The organism is Geobacter sp. OR-1, from assembly GCF_000813145.1.
Lineage (GTDB): Bacteria > Desulfobacterota > Desulfuromonadia > Geobacterales > DSM-12255 > Geoanaerobacter.
This window is the reverse complement of the sequence record NZ_BAZF01000002.1, coordinates 264,249-290,244: the sequence shown is the minus strand read 5'-3', so window position 1 is coordinate 290,244 and position 25,996 is coordinate 264,249. Positions and strand designations below refer to the sequence as shown.

The 25,996-nt window shown below is 51.5% G+C and carries 24 protein-coding genes; 5 read left to right on the top strand and 19 right to left on the bottom strand.

Annotated elements, in window-relative coordinates:
- Positions 1 to 6: 6 nt before the first annotated feature.
- The 10 genes from OR1_RS03135 to OR1_RS03095 all read right to left on the bottom strand — a co-directional run bounded on the left by OR1_RS03135 (position 7) and on the right by OR1_RS03095 (position 6,252).
- Positions 7 to 966 (bottom strand): DUF3150 domain-containing protein, encoded by a 960-nt coding sequence (locus OR1_RS03135; RefSeq protein WP_052440220.1) that lies wholly within the window; start codon positions 964 to 966, stop codon positions 7 to 9.
- Between the two features lie 81 nt (positions 967 to 1,047).
- Positions 1,048 to 1,464, bottom strand: a complete 417-nt coding sequence (locus OR1_RS03130) for a hypothetical protein (protein ID WP_041969883.1) — start codon at positions 1,462 to 1,464, stop codon at positions 1,048 to 1,050.
- Positions 1,461 to 2,402, bottom strand: coding sequence for a MoxR family ATPase (locus tag OR1_RS03125; RefSeq protein ID WP_041969882.1), 942 nt, complete (start codon positions 2,400 to 2,402; stop codon positions 1,461 to 1,463). Before OR1_RS03125 ends, OR1_RS03130 begins: the two co-directional genes overlap by 4 nt.
- Positions 2,403 to 2,497: 95 nt before the next feature.
- Positions 2,498 to 2,899 (bottom strand): TSCPD domain-containing protein, encoded by a 402-nt coding sequence (locus OR1_RS03120; protein ID WP_041969880.1) that lies wholly within the window; start codon positions 2,897 to 2,899, stop codon positions 2,498 to 2,500.
- A 40-nt stretch (positions 2,900 to 2,939) separates the two neighbouring features.
- Positions 2,940 to 3,209: a hypothetical protein gene (locus tag OR1_RS03115; RefSeq protein WP_041969879.1), complete on the bottom strand. Its 270-nt coding sequence runs from the start codon at positions 3,207 to 3,209 to the stop codon at positions 2,940 to 2,942.
- A complete protein-coding gene (locus OR1_RS03110) occupies positions 3,206 to 3,406 on the bottom strand; it encodes a hypothetical protein (RefSeq protein WP_041969878.1) in 201 nt (66 codons plus the stop codon). Before OR1_RS03110 ends, OR1_RS03115 begins: the two co-directional genes overlap by 4 nt.
- Positions 3,407 to 3,491: 85 nt before the next feature.
- The gene (locus OR1_RS03105; protein WP_041969876.1) at positions 3,492 to 4,466 is read right to left on the bottom strand and encodes a PD-(D/E)XK nuclease family protein; all 975 of its coding nucleotides are present in this window, start codon (positions 4,464 to 4,466) and stop codon (positions 3,492 to 3,494) included.
- Between the two features lie 12 nt (positions 4,467 to 4,478).
- Complete coding sequence (locus OR1_RS22445; protein WP_152609789.1) at positions 4,479 to 4,643, bottom strand: hypothetical protein; 165 nt, start codon at positions 4,641 to 4,643, stop codon at positions 4,479 to 4,481.
- 123 nt (positions 4,644 to 4,766) lie between these two features.
- Positions 4,767 to 5,723, bottom strand: coding sequence for a hypothetical protein (locus OR1_RS03100; protein WP_041969874.1), 957 nt, complete (start codon positions 5,721 to 5,723; stop codon positions 4,767 to 4,769).
- A gap of 109 nt (positions 5,724 to 5,832) precedes the next feature.
- A complete protein-coding gene (locus OR1_RS03095) occupies positions 5,833 to 6,252 on the bottom strand; it encodes a single-stranded DNA-binding protein (RefSeq protein ID WP_041969873.1) in 420 nt (139 codons plus the stop codon).
- 1,170 nt (positions 6,253 to 7,422) lie between these two features.
- Here OR1_RS03095 and OR1_RS03090 point away from each other — a divergent pair.
- From OR1_RS03090 to OR1_RS03070, 5 genes are all read left to right on the top strand, one after another.
- Positions 7,423 to 8,709 (top strand): TolC family protein, encoded by a 1,287-nt coding sequence (locus tag OR1_RS03090; RefSeq protein ID WP_052440219.1) that lies wholly within the window; start codon positions 7,423 to 7,425, stop codon positions 8,707 to 8,709.
- Positions 8,706 to 9,959 carry an efflux RND transporter periplasmic adaptor subunit gene (locus OR1_RS03085; protein ID WP_041969872.1) on the top strand — a complete coding sequence of 418 codons (1,254 nt, stop codon included), beginning with the start codon at positions 8,706 to 8,708 and terminating at the stop codon, positions 9,957 to 9,959. Before OR1_RS03090 ends, OR1_RS03085 begins: the two co-directional genes overlap by 4 nt.
- The gene (locus OR1_RS03080; protein ID WP_041969871.1) at positions 9,959 to 13,063 is read left to right on the top strand and encodes an efflux RND transporter permease subunit; all 3,105 of its coding nucleotides are present in this window, start codon (positions 9,959 to 9,961) and stop codon (positions 13,061 to 13,063) included. Before OR1_RS03085 ends, OR1_RS03080 begins: the two co-directional genes overlap by 1 nt.
- Before the next feature lie 159 nt (positions 13,064 to 13,222).
- Complete coding sequence (locus OR1_RS03075; protein WP_041969869.1) at positions 13,223 to 13,810, top strand: hypothetical protein; 588 nt, start codon at positions 13,223 to 13,225, stop codon at positions 13,808 to 13,810.
- 101 nt (positions 13,811 to 13,911) lie between these two features.
- A complete protein-coding gene (locus tag OR1_RS03070) occupies positions 13,912 to 14,721 on the top strand; it encodes a transporter (RefSeq protein ID WP_052440218.1) in 810 nt (269 codons plus the stop codon).
- Positions 14,722 to 15,030: 309 nt separating this feature from the next.
- Here OR1_RS03070 and OR1_RS03065 read toward each other — a convergent pair whose 3' ends face one another.
- The 9 genes from OR1_RS03065 to OR1_RS03025 all read right to left on the bottom strand — a co-directional run bounded on the left by OR1_RS03065 (position 15,031) and on the right by OR1_RS03025 (position 25,973).
- Positions 15,031 to 15,381, bottom strand: coding sequence for a response regulator (locus OR1_RS03065; protein WP_160295205.1), 351 nt, complete (start codon positions 15,379 to 15,381; stop codon positions 15,031 to 15,033).
- Positions 15,372 to 16,076, bottom strand: coding sequence for a bifunctional 2-polyprenyl-6-hydroxyphenol methylase/3-demethylubiquinol 3-O-methyltransferase UbiG (locus OR1_RS23180; protein ID WP_082002787.1), 705 nt, complete (start codon positions 16,074 to 16,076; stop codon positions 15,372 to 15,374). Before OR1_RS23180 ends, OR1_RS03065 begins: the two co-directional genes overlap by 10 nt.
- A gap of 68 nt (positions 16,077 to 16,144) precedes the next feature.
- Positions 16,145 to 17,209: a YedE family putative selenium transporter gene (gene yedE / locus OR1_RS03055; protein ID WP_041969867.1), complete on the bottom strand. Its 1,065-nt coding sequence runs from the start codon at positions 17,207 to 17,209 to the stop codon at positions 16,145 to 16,147.
- Entirely contained in the window at positions 17,210 to 17,755 is a 546-nt protein-coding gene (locus tag OR1_RS03050; RefSeq protein ID WP_041969865.1) for a M48 family metallopeptidase, read from the bottom strand.
- A 226-nt stretch (positions 17,756 to 17,981) separates the two neighbouring features.
- On the bottom strand, positions 17,982 to 18,440 hold the full coding sequence (locus OR1_RS03045; protein ID WP_041969864.1) for a rhodanese-like domain-containing protein: 459 nt from the start codon (positions 18,438 to 18,440) through the stop codon (positions 17,982 to 17,984).
- On the bottom strand, positions 18,437 to 20,215 hold the full coding sequence (locus OR1_RS03040) for a sulfurtransferase (RefSeq protein ID WP_160295204.1): 1,779 nt from the start codon (positions 20,213 to 20,215) through the stop codon (positions 18,437 to 18,439). Before OR1_RS03040 ends, OR1_RS03045 begins: the two co-directional genes overlap by 4 nt.
- A gap of 102 nt (positions 20,216 to 20,317) precedes the next feature.
- Positions 20,318 to 23,473, bottom strand: coding sequence for an efflux RND transporter permease subunit (locus tag OR1_RS03035; protein ID WP_041969860.1), 3,156 nt, complete (start codon positions 23,471 to 23,473; stop codon positions 20,318 to 20,320).
- Positions 23,470 to 24,660: an efflux RND transporter periplasmic adaptor subunit gene (locus OR1_RS03030; protein WP_041969859.1), complete on the bottom strand. Its 1,191-nt coding sequence runs from the start codon at positions 24,658 to 24,660 to the stop codon at positions 23,470 to 23,472. Before OR1_RS03030 ends, OR1_RS03035 begins: the two co-directional genes overlap by 4 nt.
- Positions 24,657 to 25,973, bottom strand: coding sequence for a TolC family protein (locus tag OR1_RS03025; RefSeq protein WP_082002779.1), 1,317 nt, complete (start codon positions 25,971 to 25,973; stop codon positions 24,657 to 24,659). The genes OR1_RS03030 and OR1_RS03025 overlap by 4 nt, the downstream gene beginning before the upstream one ends.
- Positions 25,974 to 25,996: the final 23 nt, after the last annotated feature.

Genomic DNA, 25,996 nt, shown 5'->3' with positions numbered 1-25,996 from the left:
GTCCCCCTACCAGAACCAGACAGCCGGGGCTTCAACCTGCTTTGCCGGCTGTGGTCTTCTCGTGACGGTCTTTGGTGGAGTGATTGTTGGTGGGGCCGGCTCGACTTCAGGTTCGGGGAGAGGTTGCAGCATCTCTTCCCGTTCCTCGGTCGTGATGAAACCGGCAATGTCGGAAAGCTCGCACAGTACTCCGACCAGACCCATCAGGGTTGCCCCGGTAACAGGTCCGGATCTGGGTACGGTAGCGAGCGCCGCGTTCACGTTGGCAACGAGGGCGCTGATCTTGTCAGGGCCGACGAAGCTGAGGCTGGAGAGTTTGTCGAGAATCGCCTTCAGGGGACGAAGTGCCTTCCGGGTTACGGAAGTTCGACCCCGGTACGATTCCTCCCAGGTAGATTTTGCCAGGGCGCCGATCTCATGGATCAGTTGATCCGCAAGTCCGCCTACCTGACGTTCCAGGGGTTGTGCTGCTGAAGCCGCTTCACCCGGGGCTTCCACCTTGAAGGCGGTAAATCCGCAGGCAAGTCGTTCTGCAACACGGCTGGCAGGTTCAACAGCACGGGCGACGATCTCCGACCATTCACCAGCTTCGGCGAGCCAGTCTTTGAGATTGTCGTCGTATGCCGACAGAAAGTCAGTCTTTGCAGTGGCAAAGCTCTGTTCGATCTGTTCCATCTTCTCCATGAGGGGAATCAGCTTTTCCTCGGGAATGGCATAGCCACCGAGGAACCGGACTCCCACCTCCTCGCAAGCTCGTTCGGCCTGACGTTTCAAGGTGGCGAACACCTTGAGTGCGTCAGGCGCAAAGATGCGCTTGGAACCGAGTGAGGCAAGTTTGTCAGGTGGCAGGTTCGCTCCCTTGAGGTCTTCCGGTCGGAGTTTCTTCTTGCCCGACCAGACGGAGAAGCTGAGATGAACCAGGACAAGGCCTTGGAGGACTTTGGTGATGGTAGTTTGGTTGTTCATGATGTCTCCTTTCGATGGTAATCCCTCCGTAAGGAGACTTCTCCCCGAGGGAGTTGGTCTCCCCCGGTGGGGTTGTAATGATTACCAGAACCAGGTCTTCGGTCCGTCACCGCCTATTTCAGGTGCCGGAGCTGTTGGTTCTGGTTGTTCGGGTGGTTGTAGTTCTTCAGCCTTTTCTTCAGGACCAAATGAAGTTGGCAGCAGATCCTTCCAGACATCGGGTGTAATGCCGTCGGCATACTGATACCCGTCGCCGTTGACCTGTTCCGCTTCCTTGCGGGTCATGAGATTGCTGGCTGAGCGATAGTCGCGAAGACATTCACCACCTTTGAGGATACCGAGGCGCATTGTTGTGCCACGGCGACCGTAACGGTACAGGACGTCGTAATTGCCATCGTCCCGCTCGAATACCGCCAGGTGATAGACCTTGTCGTGGTTTCTGACCCTGTCCAGCAGGTGCAGATCCACAGAGGACTTGATGCACCTGTATCTGGTCATGGCGTCCTCCGGTCACCGAAATGCCGCTGCAATACCGCATGCAGGGCGGTTCGGGTGTCGGGTTCAGCTCGGAAGCCGAGTGCCCGGTCGAAAGCCTTGGTCAATGTTTCGCCGTTGGACATTCCTTGACTTGCCGCAGCCCGTGCCTGGAAGGCGGTGATACGTGCCCACCTGGTCAGGGTTCGGGTCGAAAGCGTGACTTCTGCTTCACCCTTGATGAACAGGGCGCGGATTTCATTGGCGATGTTCACCATGCGGTCTCTGATGTCGCTCCCAACCGATGGTGCTACCTCGGTCAGGATTTTCTTTTCGATCTCAGGATCGGGATAACCGACCTCGATCATGTAGAAGCGGTCGAGAAAAGCCAGATTTTGCCGCAGAATCCCCTGATAGAGACCCGTGGCGTCACCTGCTCCGTTGGAGTTGGCGGTGGCAATGAAACGGAAATCCGGATGAGCCGTCACCACTTCTCCTGTTTCCGGAATGGTTATGGATCGGCCTTCGGCAACACCGTTCAGTCCCGCTGCAGTGGATGGGTCGAGCAGATCGATTTCATCGATCAAGAACCAGCCACCTTCCTTCATGGCAATAATGAGTGGCCCATGCACAAAATCCATTCCTCCGCCGGCATTGAGCCGATAACCACCGATCAGTTCCGGTGTTTCCAGCCGGGAATGGGCGACAACGTTCCAGAGGGGGATATTGAGCCGTGCTGCAATCTCGATGATGACTGATGATTTGCCGCAACCGGTGGGGCCGGTGAGGTAGAGTGACCGTTCACCCAACAGATACCAGGTGAATAGGTCAGACAGGGTGGCCTGACGGAATATGTATTGCTCGTCCGCCGGTGGAACCGCAGGGTGTCCCGGTGTCCTGCCTTTGATGGTTACCGTTTTGGGCGCGTCGATTTTGAACGTGCTCCTGATTTCGTAGTTCATGTCTGCCTCCTTTGCAGGGTTGTAACCCGACAGGGAGACAGACCACCCCGCAGGGATGTCTATCTTCCCTGCCAGGTGTTGATATTGGTTTGGTATCAGATGAAGTCGTGAGTGCTGGCATTTGCTTCCGCCAGAGCAGCTTCCTCGATCAAATCGTTGATGTCGCGACCCGTTTCCAGATGCGCGAGCACAAAGCGGATCGATTCGGCTACGCAGTTGAGACAGGTATTGCTCCCGAGGTGACAGCCGATACCGCTCAATGCTTTGAAGGCATCGGTTGGCTCAAGTCCCGAACGGAGTCCGTAGGAGACCAGGCGAGCGATACCGTCTGCCATGGCGGAACCACATCCTCCGGCTTTGCCGAAGCGGATGAATACTTCCATGGGTGCGGCTGTTGTCGTGCAGAGAGTTACCGTGGTGTAGATCTTGCCGCAAGATGACCGGCGTTCGATGGTGAAGCCGGTGGCAGCCTTGGGCCTTGGAGTTTTTGGGCTCATGATGGCCTCCTTGTGATGGCAGTGGTCTGCCTTGAGTGTGCTACAGAGGAGGTGGAACTCTCCAGGCAGTGATGATCCTGGGAGAGCCGTTGACCAGTCGGGCAACGACCAGTACTCCCTTGTACCTGAACTTGAGTGGCTTATCGTTGAGGAGCGGCAGAAGGTGACGGACACCTTCGACTGCCTCCAGCGGGATATCCCGTTCCAGAAAGCGGTTGGCTCCGTGCAGTGACAGATTGACCTCGTTCATTGCGGAATCAGTTAGAGTCGTTTCCTCTTCTGTATAGATAGTAATGTTTGACTCCATCATCCGCGCACCTCCTCCCAACCGGCGGGGTACACCCTCGGTTCAGGCGGAACGGCAGCGATCATGACTAACAGGAAGATAGCTGCCATGAGGATCAGCGTCACAATGGTGTGCAGGGCCTCTTTCAGCACTTCATTTCTGTTCGTCAGGGCGAATGATTTAAGGTCTGGCGGCAATGTGCCGGTTCGATATGTTTTCATCGGTAATCTCCTTTCACTGGGGCAGACACGCCTCCATGAATGGAGATTTCCCATGGGGAGCGTGATGCCCCCTGGTGGGGTTGGTTCAGGCCGCTTGAGCTGCGAGCGGCGTGAATGGTTTGATTTCAAGTTTGACGAAACCGGCTTTTGGCTTCGTGACCTGGTCGAAGATATCCGGATAGTTTCTCTTGAGCTTGAAACTGTCGATCATTACCGACTCTGCCACTGATGTGACGTTGATCAGTATGCCGTCTGATGCACCTTTGAATGCGCCATCCGCAAAGGTGAGAATGTCGTTCTTCAGGATGTCCAGTCGGGTATCGAGAGCTTTTTTCTGTTCGTTCAGCACCAGGTACTTCCTGCCGGCTTCCAATATCTCACTTGGGAGATCCAGACCGACGGCATGGGAAGGACAACCGGTGCGAAACGGACAATAACCGCAGAGTATGCCCGGCTCAGTTCGAGGTGCACAATCGCCCCGCATTGCCGCAAGGATGTGCTGACCTTTTTCCATAAGCTGATTGAACACCAGCTTGTTAGGCGTATAGCTGTTGAATTCCCGGTATGTTCCCGCATTGAGGTCAACCACCAGAATTGATCCACCGATTTCCACCTCCGGATCGAGGGTGAGTTGCAGCAGGCCCATCTGGACATGCAGCTGATCCACCCATGATGCATAGGGTTCGTCGGGGATGCCGTCGGTCGACTTCATCTCCACAATGTGAAGCCGTTTAGTCTGCCGGTTCGCATAGAACAGAAAGTCAATATGACATCTGATCTCAGGAAACTGCGGATGCTTCACTTCGACTTCTTCATTGAAGAGGGCGCCGCCGGTCTTGAAGAACTCGGCATACATGGCTTGCGCAGCGTGGCCACGGGAAAAACGGAGTAGTGTCTTGATGTCATGACCTTTCGGAGACTGCTTACCGAGTGCTGCTTTACGCGGACAGCCAGCAATGTCGGAGGCTCCGACGTATATAGTTCGGTCACCAAGATGAGATGATTGTTTTTGCTGATGGGTCGGAATAGCCCGTCCCAGAAATGCAGCGAGTTTGCTCATGGCTATCTCCTTTCAGATCAGAAATGGAATCGCGCCGACTGCGGTGAGTAGCGAGCCGAAGATGACACCGGTAATGATCCGGGTGACGTCGATGCTGACCTGGAGGTTCATCTTGGGAGCATAGACCGGCACCTGATAGCCTTTGACAGTTACGTATTTGATGATGTGAGTATTCATGATCTTGTCTCCTGTCTGTGGGTTGTACCCGGCAGAGGAGACAAGACACCCCCGGTAGGGAGAAAGTCGTTGTCTCCCTGCAGAAGTAGGTTGTGAGTGAGGTTCAGTCTGGAACGTCAGGCGTTACCGGTACTGCCAGCATTTGCCTTTGCCGTCCCATTTGAAGCCGTGGTCTTTCAGCCATTGGCGGGCTGAAGAGTCGTTGAAGTCCGGGAAGGCGGAGATCTCCGATTCATCTGCGGAGAGTTCCATCCTGATCCCCTTGGCCGTCAGATACCCGATGATCTCGGAAGTCGAAACCGGTTCGGCTTCGTGAGATGTTTGGGAGCTGTCCGGTTTGGCAGTATGCGGAGTCCCGGAGGTGGTGCTGGTGCTGCCGGCACTGTTTCCTCCGTTGTTATCCGTCTGTCCGTAAAGGTCAGGATCTTCCTCGATATCCTGGGTGAAGATGTCCGAGGCGGCGGTTGAGGTAAGTACTGCATCCACTAATCCCCGCTTCTTGGCCATTTTCAGGCAAGTGTTGTAATAGTCCGCCGGATTGTCGTGTTCGACCTTTTCTCCCTGGCGGGCAATCATCCAGTTGCCGCTCTCATCCTTTTTTGCACTGAAGCCGCGTCCACCGATGATCTCTTGCGCCTTTGCCGGGTTCTCCTTGCGAAGATCCCAGTATTTGTTTGGCACTGGTCTGTTTGTCAGTTCTATCGGTCCGACACGGTAACGGTACTTGCTTTCCATTGTCGAACAGGAACCGACACCTGTACCGAGACGCTGGCCTGCCGGTGAGTAGAGCGTCACTTTGATGCGATACTCCCGATGGCCGAGATGCAGGTCGATGGTTTCCACATCCACGTCGTTTGCCAGTCTGAAGGTAAGCATGAGTTTTTCGGCGCCCGGTTTGAGAAGAACTGCTTTGTCTCCGCAGCCGGGAATGGTGCCGTAGTGCTCGCCTGATTTCATGACGTCACGCATGACGTACTGGATCAGGTTTACCTGGGCCTTCAGTTCACTGATGTTGACGGCGTGGTGAGTGAGGGATGATGCGGTGGGGTTGATGGGAATGATTTGAGCTGATGCATTCATCTTTCTGTCTCCTTTTCTGTGGGTTGTGTCCGACAGAGAAGACAGACCAATCCCTTTGGGGATTTGGTACTGTCTCCCCGTAGGACTGTTGCGTTGTGGTTACTGGTTGTTAGAACGGATCGGTGTCATCGTGCGGAATGTCCTCATGTGCCTGGCTGCTTGATGGCTGGTCGTCATTCCCGTCGGGAATGCTGCCATTTTTACTACCAAGCATAAGAAGCTTGTCGCCGATGATCTCGGTTGTGTAACGATCCTTACCGTCCCGATCTTGCCATTTGCGGGTCTTGAGTTTGCCGTCGAGATAGACACTCTTTCCTTTCGACAGGTACTCGCCAGCTACTTCTGCGAGACGTGCGTAGAGGACGATGTTGTGCCACTCGGTCCGGATCTCCCATTCGCCGCTTTTGGTTTTTACCTTCTCACTGGTCGCGAGTGAAAAACTTGCGACAGCGGTGCCTCCTGGTGTGTACCTGATTTCAGGATCACGTCCCAGGTTGCCAATGAGTTCTACGCGGTTCAAACTTGCCATACTGCCTCCTTGTTGGTTTTCCCGAAGCAAAGAGACAATGGTCTGTCCCGGAGGGAGAGAACAAGTGTCTCCCGGTCGGGATGTGGTGAAAGTATCCGCCGCTTAAAAAGCTTGTCGCGGAAGAGTAACAAAAAACCCACTCCGGCAAGTGCCAGAACGGGTCGTTATTCTTTATCAATATTTGATTTGCCAGGCAGAGTCCGAAAAGGACGTACCTGTACCTTGTATTTAAGTCGCTTTACCCAAACGACTATTCGGAAGGCATATGAGCCTGTACCGAAGTTCATCCGAAAAGGGGCAAATGCGGCCTGGTCTTTCCGAATAGTTCATCCCTGCCGGGGCGATTCTTCCTCGGGCTATCCGAAGAAGTTTGTCCGGTAGCATAAAGCTAGCGGAGTCTCTTTCTTTGAAAGAGTCTATAATGTTTGAATAGTTAACAATTAAACTAGAATGTGTCAATAGAATCATTATATGATAACTATCCTGAAACATGGAGAAAAGTATTGAAAGAAAACTAGCTGATCAGTCGACAGGAGCAGCGACTAGTTCGGAGTCGGTACCATTCCCAGTTTTACCCGGATTGATTTCACAATCTTTTCACAATTCGTTCATAATTGCTACATGGTCTCGTGTTATCTTTTCAAAAAATAGAATCAAATAGATCAAACTGATAAAGCAAGGATGCTTTTTCCCAAATGAATTTGAAAATGAGACGCATAACAGCATTCGCCCTGCTCCTGACAATCATGCTGGGATTGGTCACGGTCTGTCATGCCAACAATAGTAGCACTCATGATGCAAAAACATCCCTATCCTCTAGCCAGGCACAGGGCACGGAAAACCTTAATCAGGCTCATGGTGATTGTTGTCCCTCAGAGCCTGGAAAGTCACAATCTGACCATGGCTGCGGGCACGCTTGCCACGGTCTCTGCCATGCACCTCTTGTCGGTTCACCTGTTGTCTTTACCTTTGCATTGTCATTCAGCAGTCTCAAACCATCCGAGATTTCCTGTTATTTCCCCAAGGTCTATCTTCCCCTCTTTGTTCCACCTGATTCAGCACACGCCTGACATTCCTTTCCCTGTAACAAATTAAAAGTAAAGCCATCTAATTACGGTTGGTGTGTTTCTGCACATCATCGTGACTGGCAAATTGTCTGGAGGTTCCACCATGTCTTTAACAACACTGGTGCGCGGAACTGTTCTTTTCCTGTTGCTGTCGGCATTTGCCTGTCTGCCGGCACTGGCCGGACCCGTTCCACGCAGTATCAATGAAATAGTTGCACTGGCCTTGAAACATAGTGCCGAGCTGATTGCTTTGGAAAAGGAAGCGTCAGCAAAACAATCGTTGTCGATTCAAGCCGGTACGATCAGCAACCCGACTCTGGAGCTTCAAGGCGTCACCGGCAGCCTGACCGGCAGTCCGGAGGAACGTTCCGTGTCAATCGGAATCAATCAAGAACTACCCTTGAACAACAAGCTGCTATTACGAAGGGAAGTGATTCTGCGAGATGCGGAAGCAGCACACTATCAGCGGAATAACGCAGCACGTTTGCTACAGGATGAGATTATCGCCCTGACATTGGATTATTCACTCACTGCCAAACGTCAGGAACTTGCGGCCGAACTGGTAAAACTCAATCGCGAACTGGTCGTCGTAGCAGAAGAACGCTTCAAGGCGGGTGATATCCCTGAGCTGGATTTTAATCTTGCAAAGGTTGAGTTGGCGCGAGCCCAAACACGTTTATTGGAAGCAGAGAGGGATAAAGACCCACATCGGGTAAAAATAGCGTCATTGACCGGTCTGGAAGGAGCCGACATCAATCTGTCCGAAATGTTTATCTCTCCAAAACTTTCCCAAGGTGTGCAGGAACTGGTTAAACAGGCGCTAGTCTTTCGGCCTGACCTTCTGATGCTGGCCCGCGAACGTGAAAAGGCAGAAATTGAAGCACACCTGTCCGAAGCCGAAGCGCTCCCCAATCTCACAGCAGGACTCTTTGTCCAATGGCAGCGGGGCACAACCGAGATTGGAGGCATGTCATCGGTTAATAGTGACACCCAGTTAGGATTGCGCCTGTCCATGCCGATACCGGTATTCGATCGCAATCAGGGTGGAAGACATGCTGCGCGGGCACACCAGGATTCAGCCGATTCCCGAAAACTCGCCTTGGAAAGAAATATTACCGCTGAGGTTGAAGCAGCTGTTTCGCGGGTGACGGCATCGGAACGGATCCTCGCCATGTTTGAGCAAGGAATCATCCCGCAACTGACGGAGAATCTGAAGTTGACCCAGGAGGCCTACCGGATCGGCGAAGTAGGGATCCTCTCGGTCATAGATGAGCAGAAGAAATTCTTTGAGGTCAGCGACAGTTATTTAGTGGCTATATACGGCAGGCAAATGGCGTTCCTGAAACTGGAAACAGCAATGGCAACAGAACTAAGCGGAGGTATGCAGTGAACAAAAAAATAATAATAGGAATTATCATGGCTGTTGCCTTGGGCGGCGGCTTCCTTTATCGGTTCGCAAATCTCAAAAGCAGCAGTGAGCAATCTGAAAAAAAGGAAGCCGGCCACGGAGAAGAAAAAGCTGGTGAACATGAAGGCGGCAAGGAGAAAGAAGGGAAGGAAGGTCAAGATGAGCACAAAGAGTCGGGCAGCGTCAAGATGACCGCTGACATGCAGAAACAGAACGGGGTAGTCGTCGCCCCGGCAAAAAAACAGCGCCTTGGAGGCATGATCAACGCTACCGGTAAGGTGGAGGCAAATGCCGACCGGATCGCCCATGTCTCACCACGCATACCCGGAAAAATAGTCAGCGTCAAAGCCTCACTGGGCGATAGCGTTGCAGCAGGACAGTCATTAGCAACGCTGGACAGTGTCGAACTGGGTGAAGCAATTAATCGTTACCATCAATCAAGGACCAGGTTTGCCCTGGCGCAGACCAACATGGAACGGATTAAGGGGCTGGTGGCAAAGAAAATTGCTGCCCGCAAGGAGATTCTCCAGGCCGAGACGGAATTCAAAATAGCTCAAACAGAGTTGCAGACCGACGAAGATCGCTTGTCACTCTATGGGATCTCGACGGCCGACCATAGGGATGGACAGCGTAAAAGACCGCCACTTATGGTTCGCTCCCCCATTGGTGGCGTGATTACCGAGAAGCGTGCCATCGTTGGGGAACTCTCCGACCCATCCAAAAGCCTTTATACCGTTGCAGACCTTGCCACAGTCTGGGTGATGATTGACATCAACGAGAAGGATCTGGCCAAGGTTAGTAAGGGGCAGGCGGCAATTGTTACTGTCGGAGCCTTCCCGGAGCAAAAATTTCGTGGCCGGATCAATCACGTTGCCGATGTGCTGGAGCAGGCTACCCGTACAGTAAAGGCGCGGATCGAGGTTGGAAATCCGGGCCGGAAGCTGAAGCCGGAAATGTTTGCCACGGCGGAGTTGGTGCTGCCTGCCGACAGTGCCCCGGTACTTGCGGTTCCTGAAGATGCCCTGCAGGAGGTTGACGGCAAAAACGTGCTCTTCGTTGTAGATGACAAGGGAATCGAGTTCGAACCCCGCAAAGTGGAGCCGGGCCGCGTTGCAGGCGGCATGGTTGAGATTGTATCCGGGTTGAAGGAAGGTGAACGCTATGCCGCCAAGGGGGCGTTCATTTTGAAGTCGGAACTCAAAAAAGGCGAACTTGAGGGAGACGCACACTAATGCTCGAAAAACTAATTGGATACACCTTAAAGCAAAAAGGGATGGTCATATTCCTTGCGCTGCTGATTATCGTATGCGGATTGTATTCCTATCTGAGATTACCGATAGATGCTTTCCCGGACGTAACAAACATTCAGGTGGAAGTAATCAGCCATGCGGATGGCCTGTCAGCGATAGAGATCGAGCGGAATGTTACCTATCCGATCGAGATGGCAATGCGCGGCCTGCCGGACATCGAGCAGATGCGTTCCGTTACAAAATTCGGTCTCTCCATCGTGACGGTTGTTTTCAAGGACAATGTGGATATCTATTTTGCCCGGCAACTGGTGTTCGAGCGGTTGGCGGAAGCGCGTGAGAAGGTTCCCAAGGGTGTTGAAGTAGCCATGGGGCCTATCGGCACGGCGATGGGGGAAATCTACCAGTATACCCTTGAAGGGAAGATGCCTGATGACCCGCAGCAGAAGATAGCCTGGCTGACCAACATGAGAACTATTCAGGAATGGATTGTCACCCCTCAGTTGAAAACTGTTGCCGGAGTAAACGAGATAAACTCCTTCGGTGGCTATTTCAAACAGTACCAGGTGATAGTATCGCCAGAAAAGCTCGTAAAGTACGCCATAACAGTTGATGATGTGTATTCAGCCATTGGCAGCAACAACGAAAACGTTGGCGGCAATCTTCTTGAACGGGGGACAGACCAGTACATCGTCCGCGGGGTCGGATTGATAAAGGATCTCAACGACATTGAAAACATTGTCCTGAAATCCGCCGGTGGCACGCCAACGTACATTCGGGATGTGGCACAGGTCAAGGTCGGCGAAGCAGTGCGCATGGGCGCTGCCATGAAGGATGGCAAGGATGAATGCGTCGGCGGTATCGTCATGATGCTGCGCGGCGAAAACAGCCACGATGTCGTGCGCCGGGTTGCTGCCAAAGTAACGGAAATGAATGAAAATAATGTCCTGCCTGAAGGGATCAAGCTCGTTCCTTATTACGACAGGAGCGACATTGTCAAGGCGAGTGTCAGCACGGTCAATAAGGCATTGCTGGAAGGCTCCATTCTGGTGCTGATTGTTCTGTATCTCCTGCTGAACAGCATTCGGGGGAGCATCGTTGTTCTCATAGCGTTACCGCTCTCACTGCTGGCGACTTTCATTGTCATGAAACTCACCGGAATAACGGCAAACCTGATGTCTCTCGGAGGTCTGGCAATCTCCATCGGTATGATCATCGACACAACCATCATTCAGGTTGAAAACGTCCAGCGGCACCTGAGCGATGAGGGGGGGAAGCATCCCAGGTTAATGACTGTGCTCAAAGCGGTTATGGAGGTCAGAAAGCCGAGCATCTTCGGCGAGCTTATCATTGCGCTCACCTTTATCCCTATTCTCTCACTGGAAGGGATTGAAGGGAAGATGTTCACTCCGTTGGCAATAACCGTGGCAATTGCACTGCTCGCCTCACTCTTCCTTTCAATTTTCGTTATTCCGGTTCTCTGTATACTGTTTCTGAAACCGCACCCGGAAAAAGAGAGCTACATCATGAAGCATGCGAGCAGACTTTATCTGCCGCTGCTCGAATATGCCATGAACAGAAGGCAGATAGTTTTGACTGTTGCGGGGCTGCTTCTGGTTTCTTCGCTATTTCTGGTAACAAGGTTGGGAACGGAGTTTATCCCGATTATGGACGAAGGTTCTTTTGACATGGATATTGCCATGCTACCCGGTGTTTCTCTGGCCAAGGCGATGGGAGTAAATCAACTGGCAGCAGCAAAACTGAAGAAGTTCCCGGAGCTTGATACTATTGTAGGGCGAACCGGGCAGACCGGCGTGGCCCTTGACACCAGAGGCTCTGATAAAACAGGGTATGTGGGAATATTCAAACCAAAGAGCGAATGGAAACGGGATATATCCAAGGAAGAGCTGACTAACGAAATGCGCAAGTCGCTGGAATCTGTAGCAGGGATTACCTTCGGATTCAGCCAGCCGATTCAGTGCCGGATAGACGAACTGGTTGCCGGAACCCGTGCGCAGCTGATTCTCAAGCTGTTTGGTGAAGATATTGAAGTGCTGAGTGAAAAATCAGCTGAAATAGCCAAGGTTCTCTCCACAATAAAAGGTGGGACTGATCTTAGTGCGGAAAAAGTTACAGGGCAGCCATATCTGACCGTTAATATCGACAGATCGAAAATCGCCCGCTATGGACTGAATATCAGTGATGTTCAGAAGGTAATTGAAATTGCAGTAGCCGGAAAGGCTGCATCACAGCTGTACGAGGAAAATCGAAGCTTCGATATATCTGTCCGTTTGCCTGAAGAAAAAAGGAACTCTCTGGAAGCTATCAAGAACTTGATGATCACCACAAAAACCGGGATGAATGTACCGCTGGAACAGCTTGCCGATGTGAAAATGATCGAAGGGCCGGCTCAGATAAGCCGTCAGGATGGGGTGAGAAGGATCGGCATTGAGATGAATATCACTGGCAGGGATATAGGCAGTTTCGTTGCCGAGGCTAAACAGAAGATCAAAAATGGTGTCAAACTCCCTGCCGGATATTATATCACCTGGGGTGGCCAGTTCGAGAACCAGCAGAGGGCAATGAAGAGGCTGATGATCATCGGACCGGTTGCTGTTGGATTGATTCTGTTGCTGTTGTATCTCACCTTCAGATCGATCCGGCTGGCGCTGCTGGTAATTTCCAATCTCCCGTTTGCTTTGATCGGCGGAGTTTTCGCCCTCTTCATCTCCGGTCAATATCTGTCGGTGCCGGCGTCAGTCGGATTCGTCGTCCTGTTCGGGGTTGCCGTTCTGAACGGGCTTGTCCTGGTATCGCGCATTTCGCAACTGCGTGATGAAGGGCTTGAACTACAGGAAGCAATACGGAAAGGGAGCCTTGACCGGTTGCGTCCGGTACTGATGACCGCATCCATATCCATTTTCAGCCTGATACCGATGCTTCTCGCCGGCGGGGCAGGATCTGAAATCCAGAAGCCGCTGGCTACTGTTGTTGTCGGCGGGCTGGTGACCTCAACCTTTTTGACATTACTGATAATTCCTTCAGTGTACAGTTGGTTTGAAAGGCGAAAAGTTGAGGAAGAAATCTAAATACAGAAATCAGACGTAATGAAATTCAATCTCTTCGGGTCAATTCCTCGTAGCTCGCTTCGATGAGAGATGTCAAATACTTGTTAGAGTCCTCGCAGTTTGCTGCGGGGAAGTTCTTAGCTTGTTTACGCCACACTATATTGAAAGGAAATTACAGTCATGAATAAAACAATTCTGGTATTTTCGATGTTTATGAGTTTAGTTATTTTGGAAGGCTGTGCAGGCAATAAGAAGTTGGTTAATTCAATGAGCTTTAGCACTAGTCAGAGCGTTTTCCAGGAAATTAATGAAAACGCTTCGCCAGTTTCCGGCTACGTTGTCCTCCGTATCTATTCTTCCTTTAAGACGCACAAGCCCGGAATCTATTCAATAAAAGACGTTCATGGTACACAGGAATACACGCTTCTGGTGAATATTGATGGCCAAGCAATCACATTAAGAGGTCGAATTAGTGAAGAAAAAAGTGGTACTCGGCCCATGGGAGATCCTGAGGGAGGCGAAGGAGTTAGGTACATTTTTGAAAAGAAAATACGCCTCAAAACAGGAGTGCATAAACTTGTCATTGCGCTGCCCGTTGATGATCTCGTTGCAGAGAGAGAAGTGGATTTGCCAGAAGGAGAAAACAACTCGCTTACAGTTGAGCCAATATATGGAGCTGTTCCAGGGAAACCTCGACCTGGGACGTATGGGCTTTCAAGTTACAAGGAAGGAATAAAGTCATTTCGCTTATTGCTCAACGGGGAATAATTTCGCTTACCTCTCAATGATTTTCGGTTTGCGACGATTTATATAAAAATGAATAACAACGTTCGAGGCCAGAGTTAAAAAACAATGTGTAGGGGGAATTTATGATTTTATCAAGAGTATTGCCCTATTTTATCCTCGCAGGCTTTGTACTCTTAACCCGGCCTGGATTTGCGGAAGAGGTGAAAAAGATACAGGACAATTCATTTCTTCTGGAAGAGGCCTACAATCAGGAAGACGGTGTCATACAGCACATTCAGGTTTTTCAATACCTGAAAAAATCAAAAGATTGGAGCTATAAATTTACTCAGGAGTGGCCTGTTCCAAAACAGGCCCATCAGCTCTCTTACGATATACCGGTTAACCATGTGCATGAGGGGGACAATACCGGCATTGGCGATATACAGATGAACTATCGTTATCAGGCCATCTTCCAAGATAAAATAGCCTTGGCCCCACGTTTTTCACTCATTCTTCCCACCGGCGATTACAAGAAAGAGCTGGGGACTGACACAGTCGGTTATCAAGTGAACTTACCCCTAAGTGTAGAGCTTTCCGACAAGTTTGTTACTCACTGGAACATGGGCGCGACGTTTACTCCGGATGCAAAGGATGCCGCTGGTACCAAGTCAAATGTACGAGGATTCAATTATGGGGCAAGCTTGATTTATCTGGTAAATGAGAACTTTAACCTGATGCTTGAAACAGCAGGAACCACTACTGAAACAGTACCCCAACATGGAGTAACAACAACCGAAAGCACTTTTTTCATCAATCCGGGAGTGCGATTCGCGATCAACTTCAAATCAGGTTTGCAAGTTGTGCCTGGGTTATCAGTGCCAATTGGCATTGGGCCTTCGGAAGGAGAATATGGCGGACTCGTTTATCTTTCCTTCGAACATCCGTTGTTTTGACGGATTCAAAACTGATGGGGGGTAGCAGAAGTTTCTCCCCATCAGTTCAATGCCTGGGCAAACCGAAATCGCTTTCTTCCTTCCCTTATTATGTTTAAAGCCACTTTTCGAAAAGGGTTTGTAAACCCATGGGTGGCGTGTAATCCAAAGACATAAACTCACACATTTCCGCAATCAGCTGGTTGATCTCCTTCGCTCCGGACATCGAGGATTGCTGGTGGCTGTTTTGATTTTATTCGTTTCAGCAGTTCTTGGGGCTGCATTGGCGTTTTTCCTTCTATCGTTATTATGTCTTTCAATAATTTCAGATTAACTCAAAGTCCTCATAACATCACGCAAGGTTGATAGTTTGTACGGTTTCTGTATAAACCCGGCCAATCCTTTGCCGGCAAATTTCTGCGTAACCTCGTACTCACTGTAACCGCTGGACATGATCACCTTTACATCAGGGGTGAGCATCCTCAACTCACGAAATGTCTGTTCTCCGTCAAGGTGAGGCATGGTTAGGTCTAATATGACAACGTAGATGTCGTTTCGGCTCTTGAAGATATCAAGGGCTTCCTTCCCATCGCTGGCAGTGACAACTTCAAAACCCAACTCCTGCAACATTTCACGGCCTATGCCGCGAATCGTTTCCTCATCATCAGCTATCAGCACCACGCCTTTACCTTGCCAGGAGTCAGCGTGAGTTTCGGCATCGAACAGCTCGACCGGTTTGCTGCTGGCAGGAAGCAATATTTTGAAGCTGGTTCCCTTGCCAGATTCACTGTAAACCTTGATCGCCCCTTTATGGCCACGCACAATCCCTTGCACCGCAGCCATTCCCAAGCCTCTGCTTCGATGTTAACAGCATGGATAATCTCCAGGCCGGCAAGTTCCTGCGTCAGTTCATCCAGCGACATCAGCATATCGAGAGATTTCGGTCCACCGGTGTCGTAGGTAAGCTGTTCCTTGCTGAATGCTTCCAGCACAAAAACGCCACCGGACTTCAGCCCCCGCACAGCAGCTTGATGGAGCGGAATGCGGATGGCTGATGGTAGATGGCAATAAATGGCGATGATTCCGTTCCATTGCTCCGGTTCTATCTGAAACTGGCTTAGATCGGCATGTATCATTGTAATGGAGACACCCCGTTCCGCAGCGAATTTTTTAGCTTTGCGCAAAGCGACCTCTGACCCGTCAACACCTGTTACCTCATATCCCAGCGATGCCAGAAAAACGGCATTTCTCCCTTCACCCTCGGCAAGCGAGAGAATTTTCCCGGTCGGAATCTTGTCTACTATTGATACGAGAAAATCATTTGGAGCAGTACCGTAGGCAAAGCCCGGCTCGCTGTAACGTTCATCCCAGTTCATGGTTCTCAATGGCCCCCCAGTCAGTATACACACTATGATTTGTTATCTTGATTTCATGCAGCCTCTTGTCAAGAAACTTTATGTTCACGGAACAGCAGGCTACTGGAAACGACAAAAACGATTCCCACAAGAATTGCAGCCTTGCCATAGAGTGAAACCCCGGCCGATGTAGAAGCAATCCCCCATGATTGGGCGAGCGCTCCGCCAATGAACATTCCGATCACCACGAGACCTGCATCCGCATCACCCTCACCGGATTTGATCAATTGCCGGAACGGACAACCACCGATAATCACTGAAATCCATCCTACCAATCCCATGCCGAGGAAACTCCAGAGATAATCCAAGTGCGCACCCGGCTGTCCGTACAGGCTTGGGTGGAATCTGCCTGTCACTAAGCTCAGCGCGAGCGATGCCCCAATAAAGGCTAACAATCCCCAGACGGCAGATACCCTGAAACCCATGAGGAAGGTATCGCGGATGCTGCCGGTAATACAGAAACGGCTGCGCTGCGCGAGCACGCCGAGTCCGGTACCTGCCGCCAGTGCAATCATCCAGGGTGCGTGTTGTGCGGCGCTCCCTTTAGAGGAAAACAGCAGAAAGCCGGGTCGAGCCAGGAAAAATATCAGCAGAGATAGAAATAATACGGGTATAAGGTGACCGCTGTTTCCTTTACTGGTATTCGGAGTTGTCAACTCCACTCCCTTACCAAGTCCTTTAAGGCCAAACCAGACACCGGTAAGAAGGCCTAAAACACCGGCAACGGCGGTCAGATCGCCAGCTGTCAGTCGGAGGAAGAGTTTAATCGGGCAGCCGATGAAGACGGCGCAGCCAAAGATCATGAACATGCCCATGAAAAGCCGTGACAGAGGTACGCTTCCGCCTCGGGAGTTGAATTCTCGGAATAAAAGAGCACTGGCTGTCGATCCAAGAACGAATCCAATTAATTCGGGACGAAGATACTGCATGTTCGGGTTGTCGTGGAGGCCAAGAGCACCTGCGCTGTTTTCAATGAAACAGGAAACACAAATTCCGGAATTTTCCGGATTTCCCCATACTGACAACATGACGCCGAGTCCGCCGAGAAGGGCTCCAACTACCACTACGGTCCATAATTCTCTGCTGCGCATCATTTACTCACATCCTCCGGCAAGACGACTTTTAAGGTAGTTATTTTTCTGCACCAAAGTAGCAATGTTTGGATTTGCAGGACTGGCCGCAGCACGTTCATGGATACTTTTTGTTCCTTCATCCACAAGGCGTTGTATTTGTGGACGTCGTGACAAAGGACTTTTGTCATCCACATAATCTCCGTTGAGCTTGACTCCTTCAACAATTGAGGAAATCGCCTCATCCAGTGCCCCAGCGTCCCCTAAAATCTGACCCTTCAGGATATAGCCATGCGCCTCTCCGGGGTAGGTTCGGATGAGTTCGTTAAGTTTCAAGAGTGCCTCTTGCTGGTGTCCATTTGTTCTCAGATTTTCCACTGGCCCGAAGAGCTTGTTGATCAGTTCAACACGGGCACGGTAGGTCATTTCACGGTCCATAGCCTTGTTCAGTTCCTTGGAACCATTTTGCCCGGCGCTACTGGGAGCGTTTATGCTCAGGATGAAAGTGAGGGCAACAAGAGAAGCGAGGAGAACAAACCAGAGAAGTCTGTCAAATTTGTCACGTACCATATTCAAGCATCCTCAAACGTATTTTGCATGGCTTATACAATATTCCATGTTTTCAATCATGGTATTAAAAAGTGGAGAATCACGAAATTTGTCCGTGGTTCTCCACTGTCCAACATTTTACATCTCAGCAGGGATGAACATTTGCACTACCTACAACCTTTGGCGCAACATAGCCCCTTTTCATCCATCATCACCTCCTTTCGAATTGCAGTGAATCAGGAGGTTGTTACGGTTTTGCGATACCGGCATCCTCCATGAAATCCTTGGCATTGTCTCCCCGTAGATTTTCAGCAAGCCCAATCAGGCCGTCAGTAAGGTACTTGGCGTTGTATCCTTTGGTCCGCAAGTATGCCATGGCAATGGATGAACGATCCTTGTGGGGGCAGGCGGTAACGATGATCTTATCTTTCGGCAGTTCGCTCAGTCGCTTCGGCAGCTCATTCAATGGGATGTAAAGCCCGAAACCCATCTTCCAGGCTTTAGTCTCCTCCGGGAAACGGATATCCACCAGCACAGCTTTCTTTTCTGCCAACAGGGTAATCAGCTTCTTGCTGTCGATTTTCATGTCCGCACGGGTTTCGTAGTCAAATTTTGTTAAAAAGCTGTCGAAAGCCGATTCCTGTGCAGATGCCAGGGTGGCAACATTCATCAGGAACAGTAAACATAGTAAAGTTACTCTTTTCATAGGTTGCCTCCTCCTTCAGGGGCTGTCATTCCGGCTGCCTTGGCTTTATTAGCTTCACGGTTCATTTCTGTTGTTTGTGGCACTTCTAGCCGTATCATTCCATAAGAACGGTCTTCTTCCAGGATTTTATTGTTGCCTATATAATCCGGGACGGTATCAATATCCGGCCAGTCATTATCACTGTTGTATGTCTGATACCGCTTCGGGTCATTGACTTTTTTCGACGGCCTGAAGACTACATGCTCAGAACGGTGTACCGTATCCCATCGAGCATTTCCCTTCAGTGCTCCACCCGGTTTTATCTGCGCCTTGGTCAGTGCAGCTTTGCTGAAAGTATCCACAAAGCCTGTCCCATTCCATTCAAAATAGTTGTTCGCCCCTGAAAAAACATGAATAGAAGGGCCGAGAATTGGAAATGCCGGATAGAGCAGATATGGAGCTTTTCTGACATAGGTCGTATCTACCGGTTCATAGGCTGTCAATGCTCCCCATTCGAGCCAGGAACCGTCATAAACTCTGACATTATTAAATTTGCATACCTCATGCAGTATATAGAAATAAAACGTGGCCATTGTTCCGGTGTTGCAGTAGAGCACAATCGGCTTGCTACCATCAATACCCGCCTTGGCAAACAGGGTGCGCAGATCTTCAATGTTTTTGAAACGGTTCCCCTCTTTGACAAGTTCCTGCACCGACAGATTGTAGTTGCTATCCTTCACTAGGAGGGCACCTTTGATAATCCCTTCGAAAGAGGACCCTTTGGAGCTTAAAGGGAGCATCAGCGACTTGCCGGGGAAAAGGGCCTGGTTCGTTGCCAAATACGGATTGGGCATTTTTATTGTTGGGTTGGCCGCAGCTGAGAAAGGGGCGCGAGCCGCTTCATCGTTGCTGCTGACCGGATTGAACAGCATTTCGCTCAGGGTGAACACCTTATTATCTGACTGACGGGTATAAAATGCCCGCTTCGTATCGTAGAGAAACCCAGGTACCTGGAAGATATCCGGCACACCATCGCTGCCCGATTTCCCATCCACCGTCAGCTCATCTTTTAGGTAATAGTCGACTGGCGGCTGGCGGGTATCCAGAAGCACTACTTCACCGGTTGTCGTTTTACCGCTATCCACAAGAGCAAGCATTTCGCTAAGGCTGACCCTGCTATCGATGCGTCGTGTTCTGTTATCAGCTACGCTGATATTAGATGGAGTCACAGTCGACTGCTCCGTACCTTTTTTAAGAGAAAACCCCGCCTCGGCATAGGCTCTGGTTCCACCATCCAGCGTAAGAATGTTTTCAGTTGGAAAGCCCCAGTAATACATGGTCCACCAAAGACGAGACGCACAGCCAGTCCACGGATTCTGCTGGGAACTGACGAGCACGATAACGTCGTTTTTCTGGATGCCATGTTGCTGGAGCAGCTTGTCAATTGCGCTGCCGGTACCGATCTCGTGTTCCGCCTCCATAGGACCGTCATTACGGTCTTGTACCACAGAGCCTGCATGAGAAATAACCAGCCTTGCGCCGGGGATATGTCCCAACATTCCATCGCGAGCAAGTTCTTCAATCAACACTTGCTGGGGAGAATGCTCGCCGTACTTTCTTATCGCCTGTTCTTTCAGCTTCATCGCATCACCGGCAAACCAGGTATCTTTATCTGCCTTGGTAGGTACCACATCAAGGATCACAACCCGCTCCCCTTTTTCGGTGCGGTAACCGTTGTCAATCCACTTTTTCAATTGAATAGGTTCCAACAAGCTTTGGGGCTGGGATGCAGCCAACGAAGTGCTTCCCAGTGCAAACAGAAACAACGGAATCAGTACGATGTTTAACGTGCGGAAACAAAAAACATGCATGGGTATGGTTCCTTTTTTCTGAAGTACCTACTGGTGTGTAATGGTGTCAGTCGCCACTGAGGGCGTATTATGTTTACTCAGCCGCTTGGCCTGCTTTTTTACCCAGGCCGTCATATCCTCAAAGATCGTGTAGAAGATCGGCACATATAGCAGTGTCAGAAAAGTCGATAGCATCAACCCCCCGATTGCTACAACCGCCAGCGGTGAAAGCCTCTCCAGACCGATGGCCCGTTCCAGGGCGATGGGTACCATGCCAACCGCCGTGCCAAAGGCGGTCATGATGATTGGCCGGGTTCGGACTCGGACGCTGTCGGTCAATGCCTGTAGCGTCGTCGCTCCTTGTTCCTTTGCTACCTCGATGAAGTCAATCAAGAGGATCGAGTTTTTCACCACAATTCCCGCCAGCAATATCACCCCCATGAAGGCGGCAGTGGACTGTTGCCTGCCTGCCAACAGCAGTGACCAGACCGCACCAATCAGGGCCAGCGGGATAGCGGTCATGATGGTCAAAGGATGGATAAACGATTTAAAAGCAGGGATCAGCGAGAAATAGAGCAGCACCATGCCGATTCCCAAGGCCATGGTCAGCTGGGCAAAGTTGGTCTTGCCCTGCTTGGCGTCACCTTCTTGAGTGATCTTGTAGCCGGGTGGCAGTTTGATCCCCTTCAGTGACGCCATGACATTGTCCATGACATGCGAGAGGGCTGCCCGAGATTTGTAGCCGTAGATATCGATGCTGCTCTGCAGATCCTGACGGGTCAGAAAGGCCGGAACATAGCTTTGGCTCATGGTTCCCAGGGAGGCAAGAGGGATAGGTCCCATTGGGGTAGTTATCTTGATTGCGGCCAGCTTGTCGGGGCGGTCGCGGTACTGTTCCGACAGCCTGATTCGCACGGGGAAACCGTCTTCATTGGCCACCCGGAAGATGGAGGCGACTCCGCCTGAAAGCGCAGCTTGCGCCTGTGCCGCCACATCGCGGGGAGAAATGCCGAAGGCGGCGCAGCGCTCCTTGTCTGCCTTGAAGATGACCTCTTTTTTGTCCAGATCCCAGGTAAGGGATACGGATTCCAGTCCGGCTGTCTTTTGCAAGCGCTGCTTGACCTCTTTCCCAATTTCTGCAAGCACTTTTGGATCAGGACCAGTCACCATCACATCTATCGGGGCCTTAATGCTGGACATTGCGGTGGCACCGAATTCAAAGATATCCGCCGATTTTAGTCCGGGGATGGTAGAGAACTCCTTGCGCAGGTTGGCTTCAATCTGCCAGATGGACTGTTTGCGATGGAAGCGGTCCACCAGGTTGATGGTGATGTTGCCGATCTGCGGGTTTTTGCCGCTGCCAAAGGAGATCGTAGATGGCTCAGATCCCAGCACAGAGCTGATGGCCACCAAGCCTTCCTGTTTTTTGATGGTCTCTTCCATGCGAGAGAGGATAGCGTTGGTCTGGGACAGGGATGAGTTTGCATCTGACTCGAAGTTGATCTTGATGATGCCGGTGTCCATGGGGGGCTGGACACTCTGTCCCACTAGCGGCTTGGCGAACTTCATGGTCAGCACCAGCGCAATAAAGGCAACTGCCACAAACCAGAAGCGGTGTTTCAGCGCTGTTCCCAGCATTCCGGCGAACAGGTCGCGAATGCTGTTTACAAAGCGGTCGCTTCCTTTTTTGATGAACCGCTCGAAGCGGTTTTCGGTGGCGCCTTTTTTGAGGATGTAGGGGGCGAGAATCGGGATGATGGTTACCGACACAATGTAGGAGGCGACCAAGGCGATGGTTAGTGACAACGCCATGGGACGCAGCACGGTCTGGACATAGCCACCGATGAAGACAATCGGGATGATAACCACGATGGTGGCATAAGTTCCGGAGAAGATCGCCAACATGACCTCTTCGACACCTCCAGCCACCAGTTCGGTCAAGTCTCGTTGCGACTCGTGGTAGTGCCGCTCGATATTTTCAATGACCACAATAGCGTCATCCAGCAACATCCCGACCGCCAGGATCACGCCGGTTAGCGTTACCATATGGAATTCGAAGCCGAACATCCACATGAAGGCAAAGGTAATCAGGTAGGTAAAGGGAATGGCGATGGCACAGAGCAGCATAGTACGGATATTGGCCAGGAAGAGAAACAGCACAATAACGGTTATAATCACTGCGTCACGTAGCGCCTCCAGCATGTTGTCCACACTGCGCTGGATCAGATCCTTCTGGGTGTAGCTGACCTCGAAGTTGATAAAGGGGAAGCGGGCTGACAGTTTGGGCACGATTTCATCGGCGGCCTGGATGGTGTCCAGGGCATGGCCGTTTTGCCCGCGCAGAATGTTGATCCCAATCGCCTCCTTACCGTTACCGTGATAAGCAGATTGTGGCTCCTGCACCCCTGACTCCACCTTGGCCACATCTTTCAGGTGGATGACGCCGGTTTCGCGACGGGCAATCACCAAATCGGCCAGTTCTCCCACCTTTTTTGCTGAGCCTTCCGTCTTGAACAGGTACTGTCCGCCACGGTTCGTGATCATTCCCTGCGGGATGTTCTGATTCTGTGCCGTCACTGCCGCCATGATGTCCTGCAATCCGACGCCGAAACGGTTCAGTCGGTCCTGGTCAACGGTCACCAGAATTTCTGGCTGATACCCACCAAACACCTCGGCATTGGCAATTTCCGGATTGCGCAGCAACTCCTCCTTGATCTGGTTGTCAGCGAGTTCGCGCAGCTTTCTCAGATCAGCCGGCGAACCGGGCTTGGGGGAGAGTGCCAGAGTCATCACCGGTTGGGTCGCCTGGCTGATCTTGAAGATCTGCGGCGGACGTACCCCCTGGGGAAGACGGGCAGATATTTTGCTCAAGGCATTGGCCACGTCAGTGGCAGCAGCATCCAGACTCTTTGCATATTCGAACTCGGCGGTGACCACCGAGGCTTCGTCTTTGGAGGTGGAGGTTACCTTGCGTACCATGTCGATGGTAGCAACCTCCTTTTCAATCAACCGTGTGATGTCGCTTTCCACGTCACCTGCAGCCCCGCCAGGCATGACCGTAATCACGCTGATCTGGGGCCGATCCACATCGGGAAAGAGGTTGAACGGCATCTTCAGGTAGCCCATGACCCCGACGACGGACAACAGCAGCACCACGGAGAGTACCAAGTGTGGTCGCCGGATGTAGCGTTCGACAAACTTCATGGTTTGCCTCCGAGCGGTCCAGGTGCAGCTGGGGATGTAGACACAACCGCAGACTTAGCCGTGTCAGCCACACTCACCTTTGACCCTTCAGTAAGTGTCAGTAGCTTATTTTCTTGTCCCACCGCCACTTGTGCGCCTGCTTCAATGCCACCGCTGATTGCTGCGCTGCCATTGCCCATGCCCAGCAGTTTGATTGGGATGATTTTCACTGATCCATCCTTGACCTGATACACAAAAGTTCCTTGTCCCGTCTTGACGATTGACTGGCCAGGCACCTGCAGCCCCTCTACTGTTTTGGTGACGACGTCGAAGCCGACTGTGGCAGAAGATGGTAGATTGAACGGTGCCGAGCCAGTGAGAACCTCAACCGTTGCCAGCATATTTTTACCCAGCGCCGGATAGACCCGATTAACCTTTGCCGGCATGGTCTGACTGCCGTTGCCCAACATAACCTTGGTGCCAGGGCGGATGCCGGTTAGTTCCTCCTGGGGGACTTGAGCCAGAATCTTGTAGGAAGAAGTTTTTTCGACGGTCAAGATTGGCTTGCCCGGAGTAGCCTGGTCGCCCGGCTCAGTCCACCGTTTAGAGACTACGCCGCTGAACGGTGCGGTGATGCGGGCATATCCCGCCTGGGTTTTGGCTACGTTGGTATTCATGGCCTGCCCTTTGAGGTTTTCCTCGTAGGCATCAACCACCGCTTTGGCACCATCAAGGGTGGCACGGGAACGTTCCAACGCTTCTTTCGAGATGGCGCCGGCCTTGAATAGTGCCTCGTCTCGGCCATAGACCGATTTCTGGGTGGCATACGTACTCTGTGCCCCGGCCAGCCGCTGACGGGTGGCCAGTAGTTCGGCATTGACGGATACAGTCCGATCCTGCAGCTCGCGGTCATCAATGGTAACCAGTAATTCACCCTGACGCACCACGTCGCCTTCCCGCTTGGTGATGGAAAGGATACTGCCGGAGATGCGGGCCGAGAGGTCGCTTTTGGTAAACGGTTCGATACTTGCCAGGTAGTGTGAGGTTACCTCAATCTGGCCCTGTTTCACCGGCGCCACTTGCACGCTTGGTGCAGGGGCCTGTGGCTGGGGAAGATTATCAATCTTCTTTTGCTTGTTCTTGATGACAACTACACCGCCAACTATCAGGGCTACGGCAATCAGGATAACAATCAGTTTGCGTTTCATTTCAGGTATACCTCCATATCGCCGCTGGCCTTGTGCCAGTCAAGAATCGCGGTGTTGTAGTCAAACAGGGCTTGGGTGTAATTTGCTTCGGACTGGGACTCCGCCGCCTGAGCCAGCAGCAGGTCGGCCATGATACCGGCACCTGCCGTGTACTTCTCCTGCTCGATGCGGAACGATTCACGGGATTGTTCCACCGCTTGTTCCGTCGCCGAGATTCGCTTGCGGCTTTCCGTAAGCGAGGCCTGGGCAATACGCAAGTCAAGACGGATCTGGTTTTCCACCGCTTTCAGTTTCTGCTGTGCCCGTTCTTTCTGGAACTGTTCACGGTGGAGATCCGCATAGTTGGTTTTATCAAAAAGCGGCAGGCTGAGGGTTGCCCCAACAAACCAGACACCGTCGTTATATCCTGGAGTGAAACCGAACTGCTGCTGGTAGCCGGCTACGGCGTTGAGCGTCGGCATAAATTTGCCGAAGGCCAGCTTCCGGTTCAATTCTGCGTCATCAACCGCTTTATTGGAGAGCTGGAATCTGGGGTTGTTTCTGGCGAGCGTCAGACCGGCCTCAAAATCTGTCTGCAGGTCGGAGGGAGCTAGTTTGTCTGCCAATTGCAGCGGTAGGGTATCAGGGCCAACTGCTTCTCCCATTAAGGTTTGCAATGTGCTGCAGGTATTTTTCAATGCCTCGTTCAGGGCTAGTAAACGCTGCTCTTCGTTGACCTTTTGAACTTCCACCTTGAGCAGATCGACCCGAGCGATCCTCCCCAGTTCAAACAGCAGTTTTGCATTCTTCTGTTGTTCTTCAAGGGCTTTTACCGCTCTACTTGATGATTCCACTAATGCCTTTAACTGCAGGATCTTGTTGTATGTAGCTACCGTGTTAGCAATTAGTTCATTCCGGGTCAGAATGAAGCTGTCTTCCTGGACCCGTTGGCGCAACTCTGCAAGCCGAACACCATTCATCACCTGCCCCCCCTGGTATATGGGGATGGTGAGCACCGGTCCCAGGGATGCGTAACCGTCACTGAAATGGGCGGGTACCGTTGTTGATTGTGCGGGGATATAGGGGATAGGGTCCTGGCGTTGCATGATGTAAGCATCAAGAGAAATTCGCGGATAGTGGCGTCCAAAGGCGCTTTCAACTCCCTTCTCGGCGACTGCGATCCCAGTACGGGATTCAGCCAGATTTGGGTTGTTGGCCACGGCTCTACTGACTGATTCTTTTAACGAGAGAGGTTCAGCATGGGCGAGCATAGGGGAGACCAGCAAACAAAGCATTAAGGATCGGAGCATTTGTTGAATCAGAGATCTTTGCATAGAGTGTCCAATGTTTCTGATAT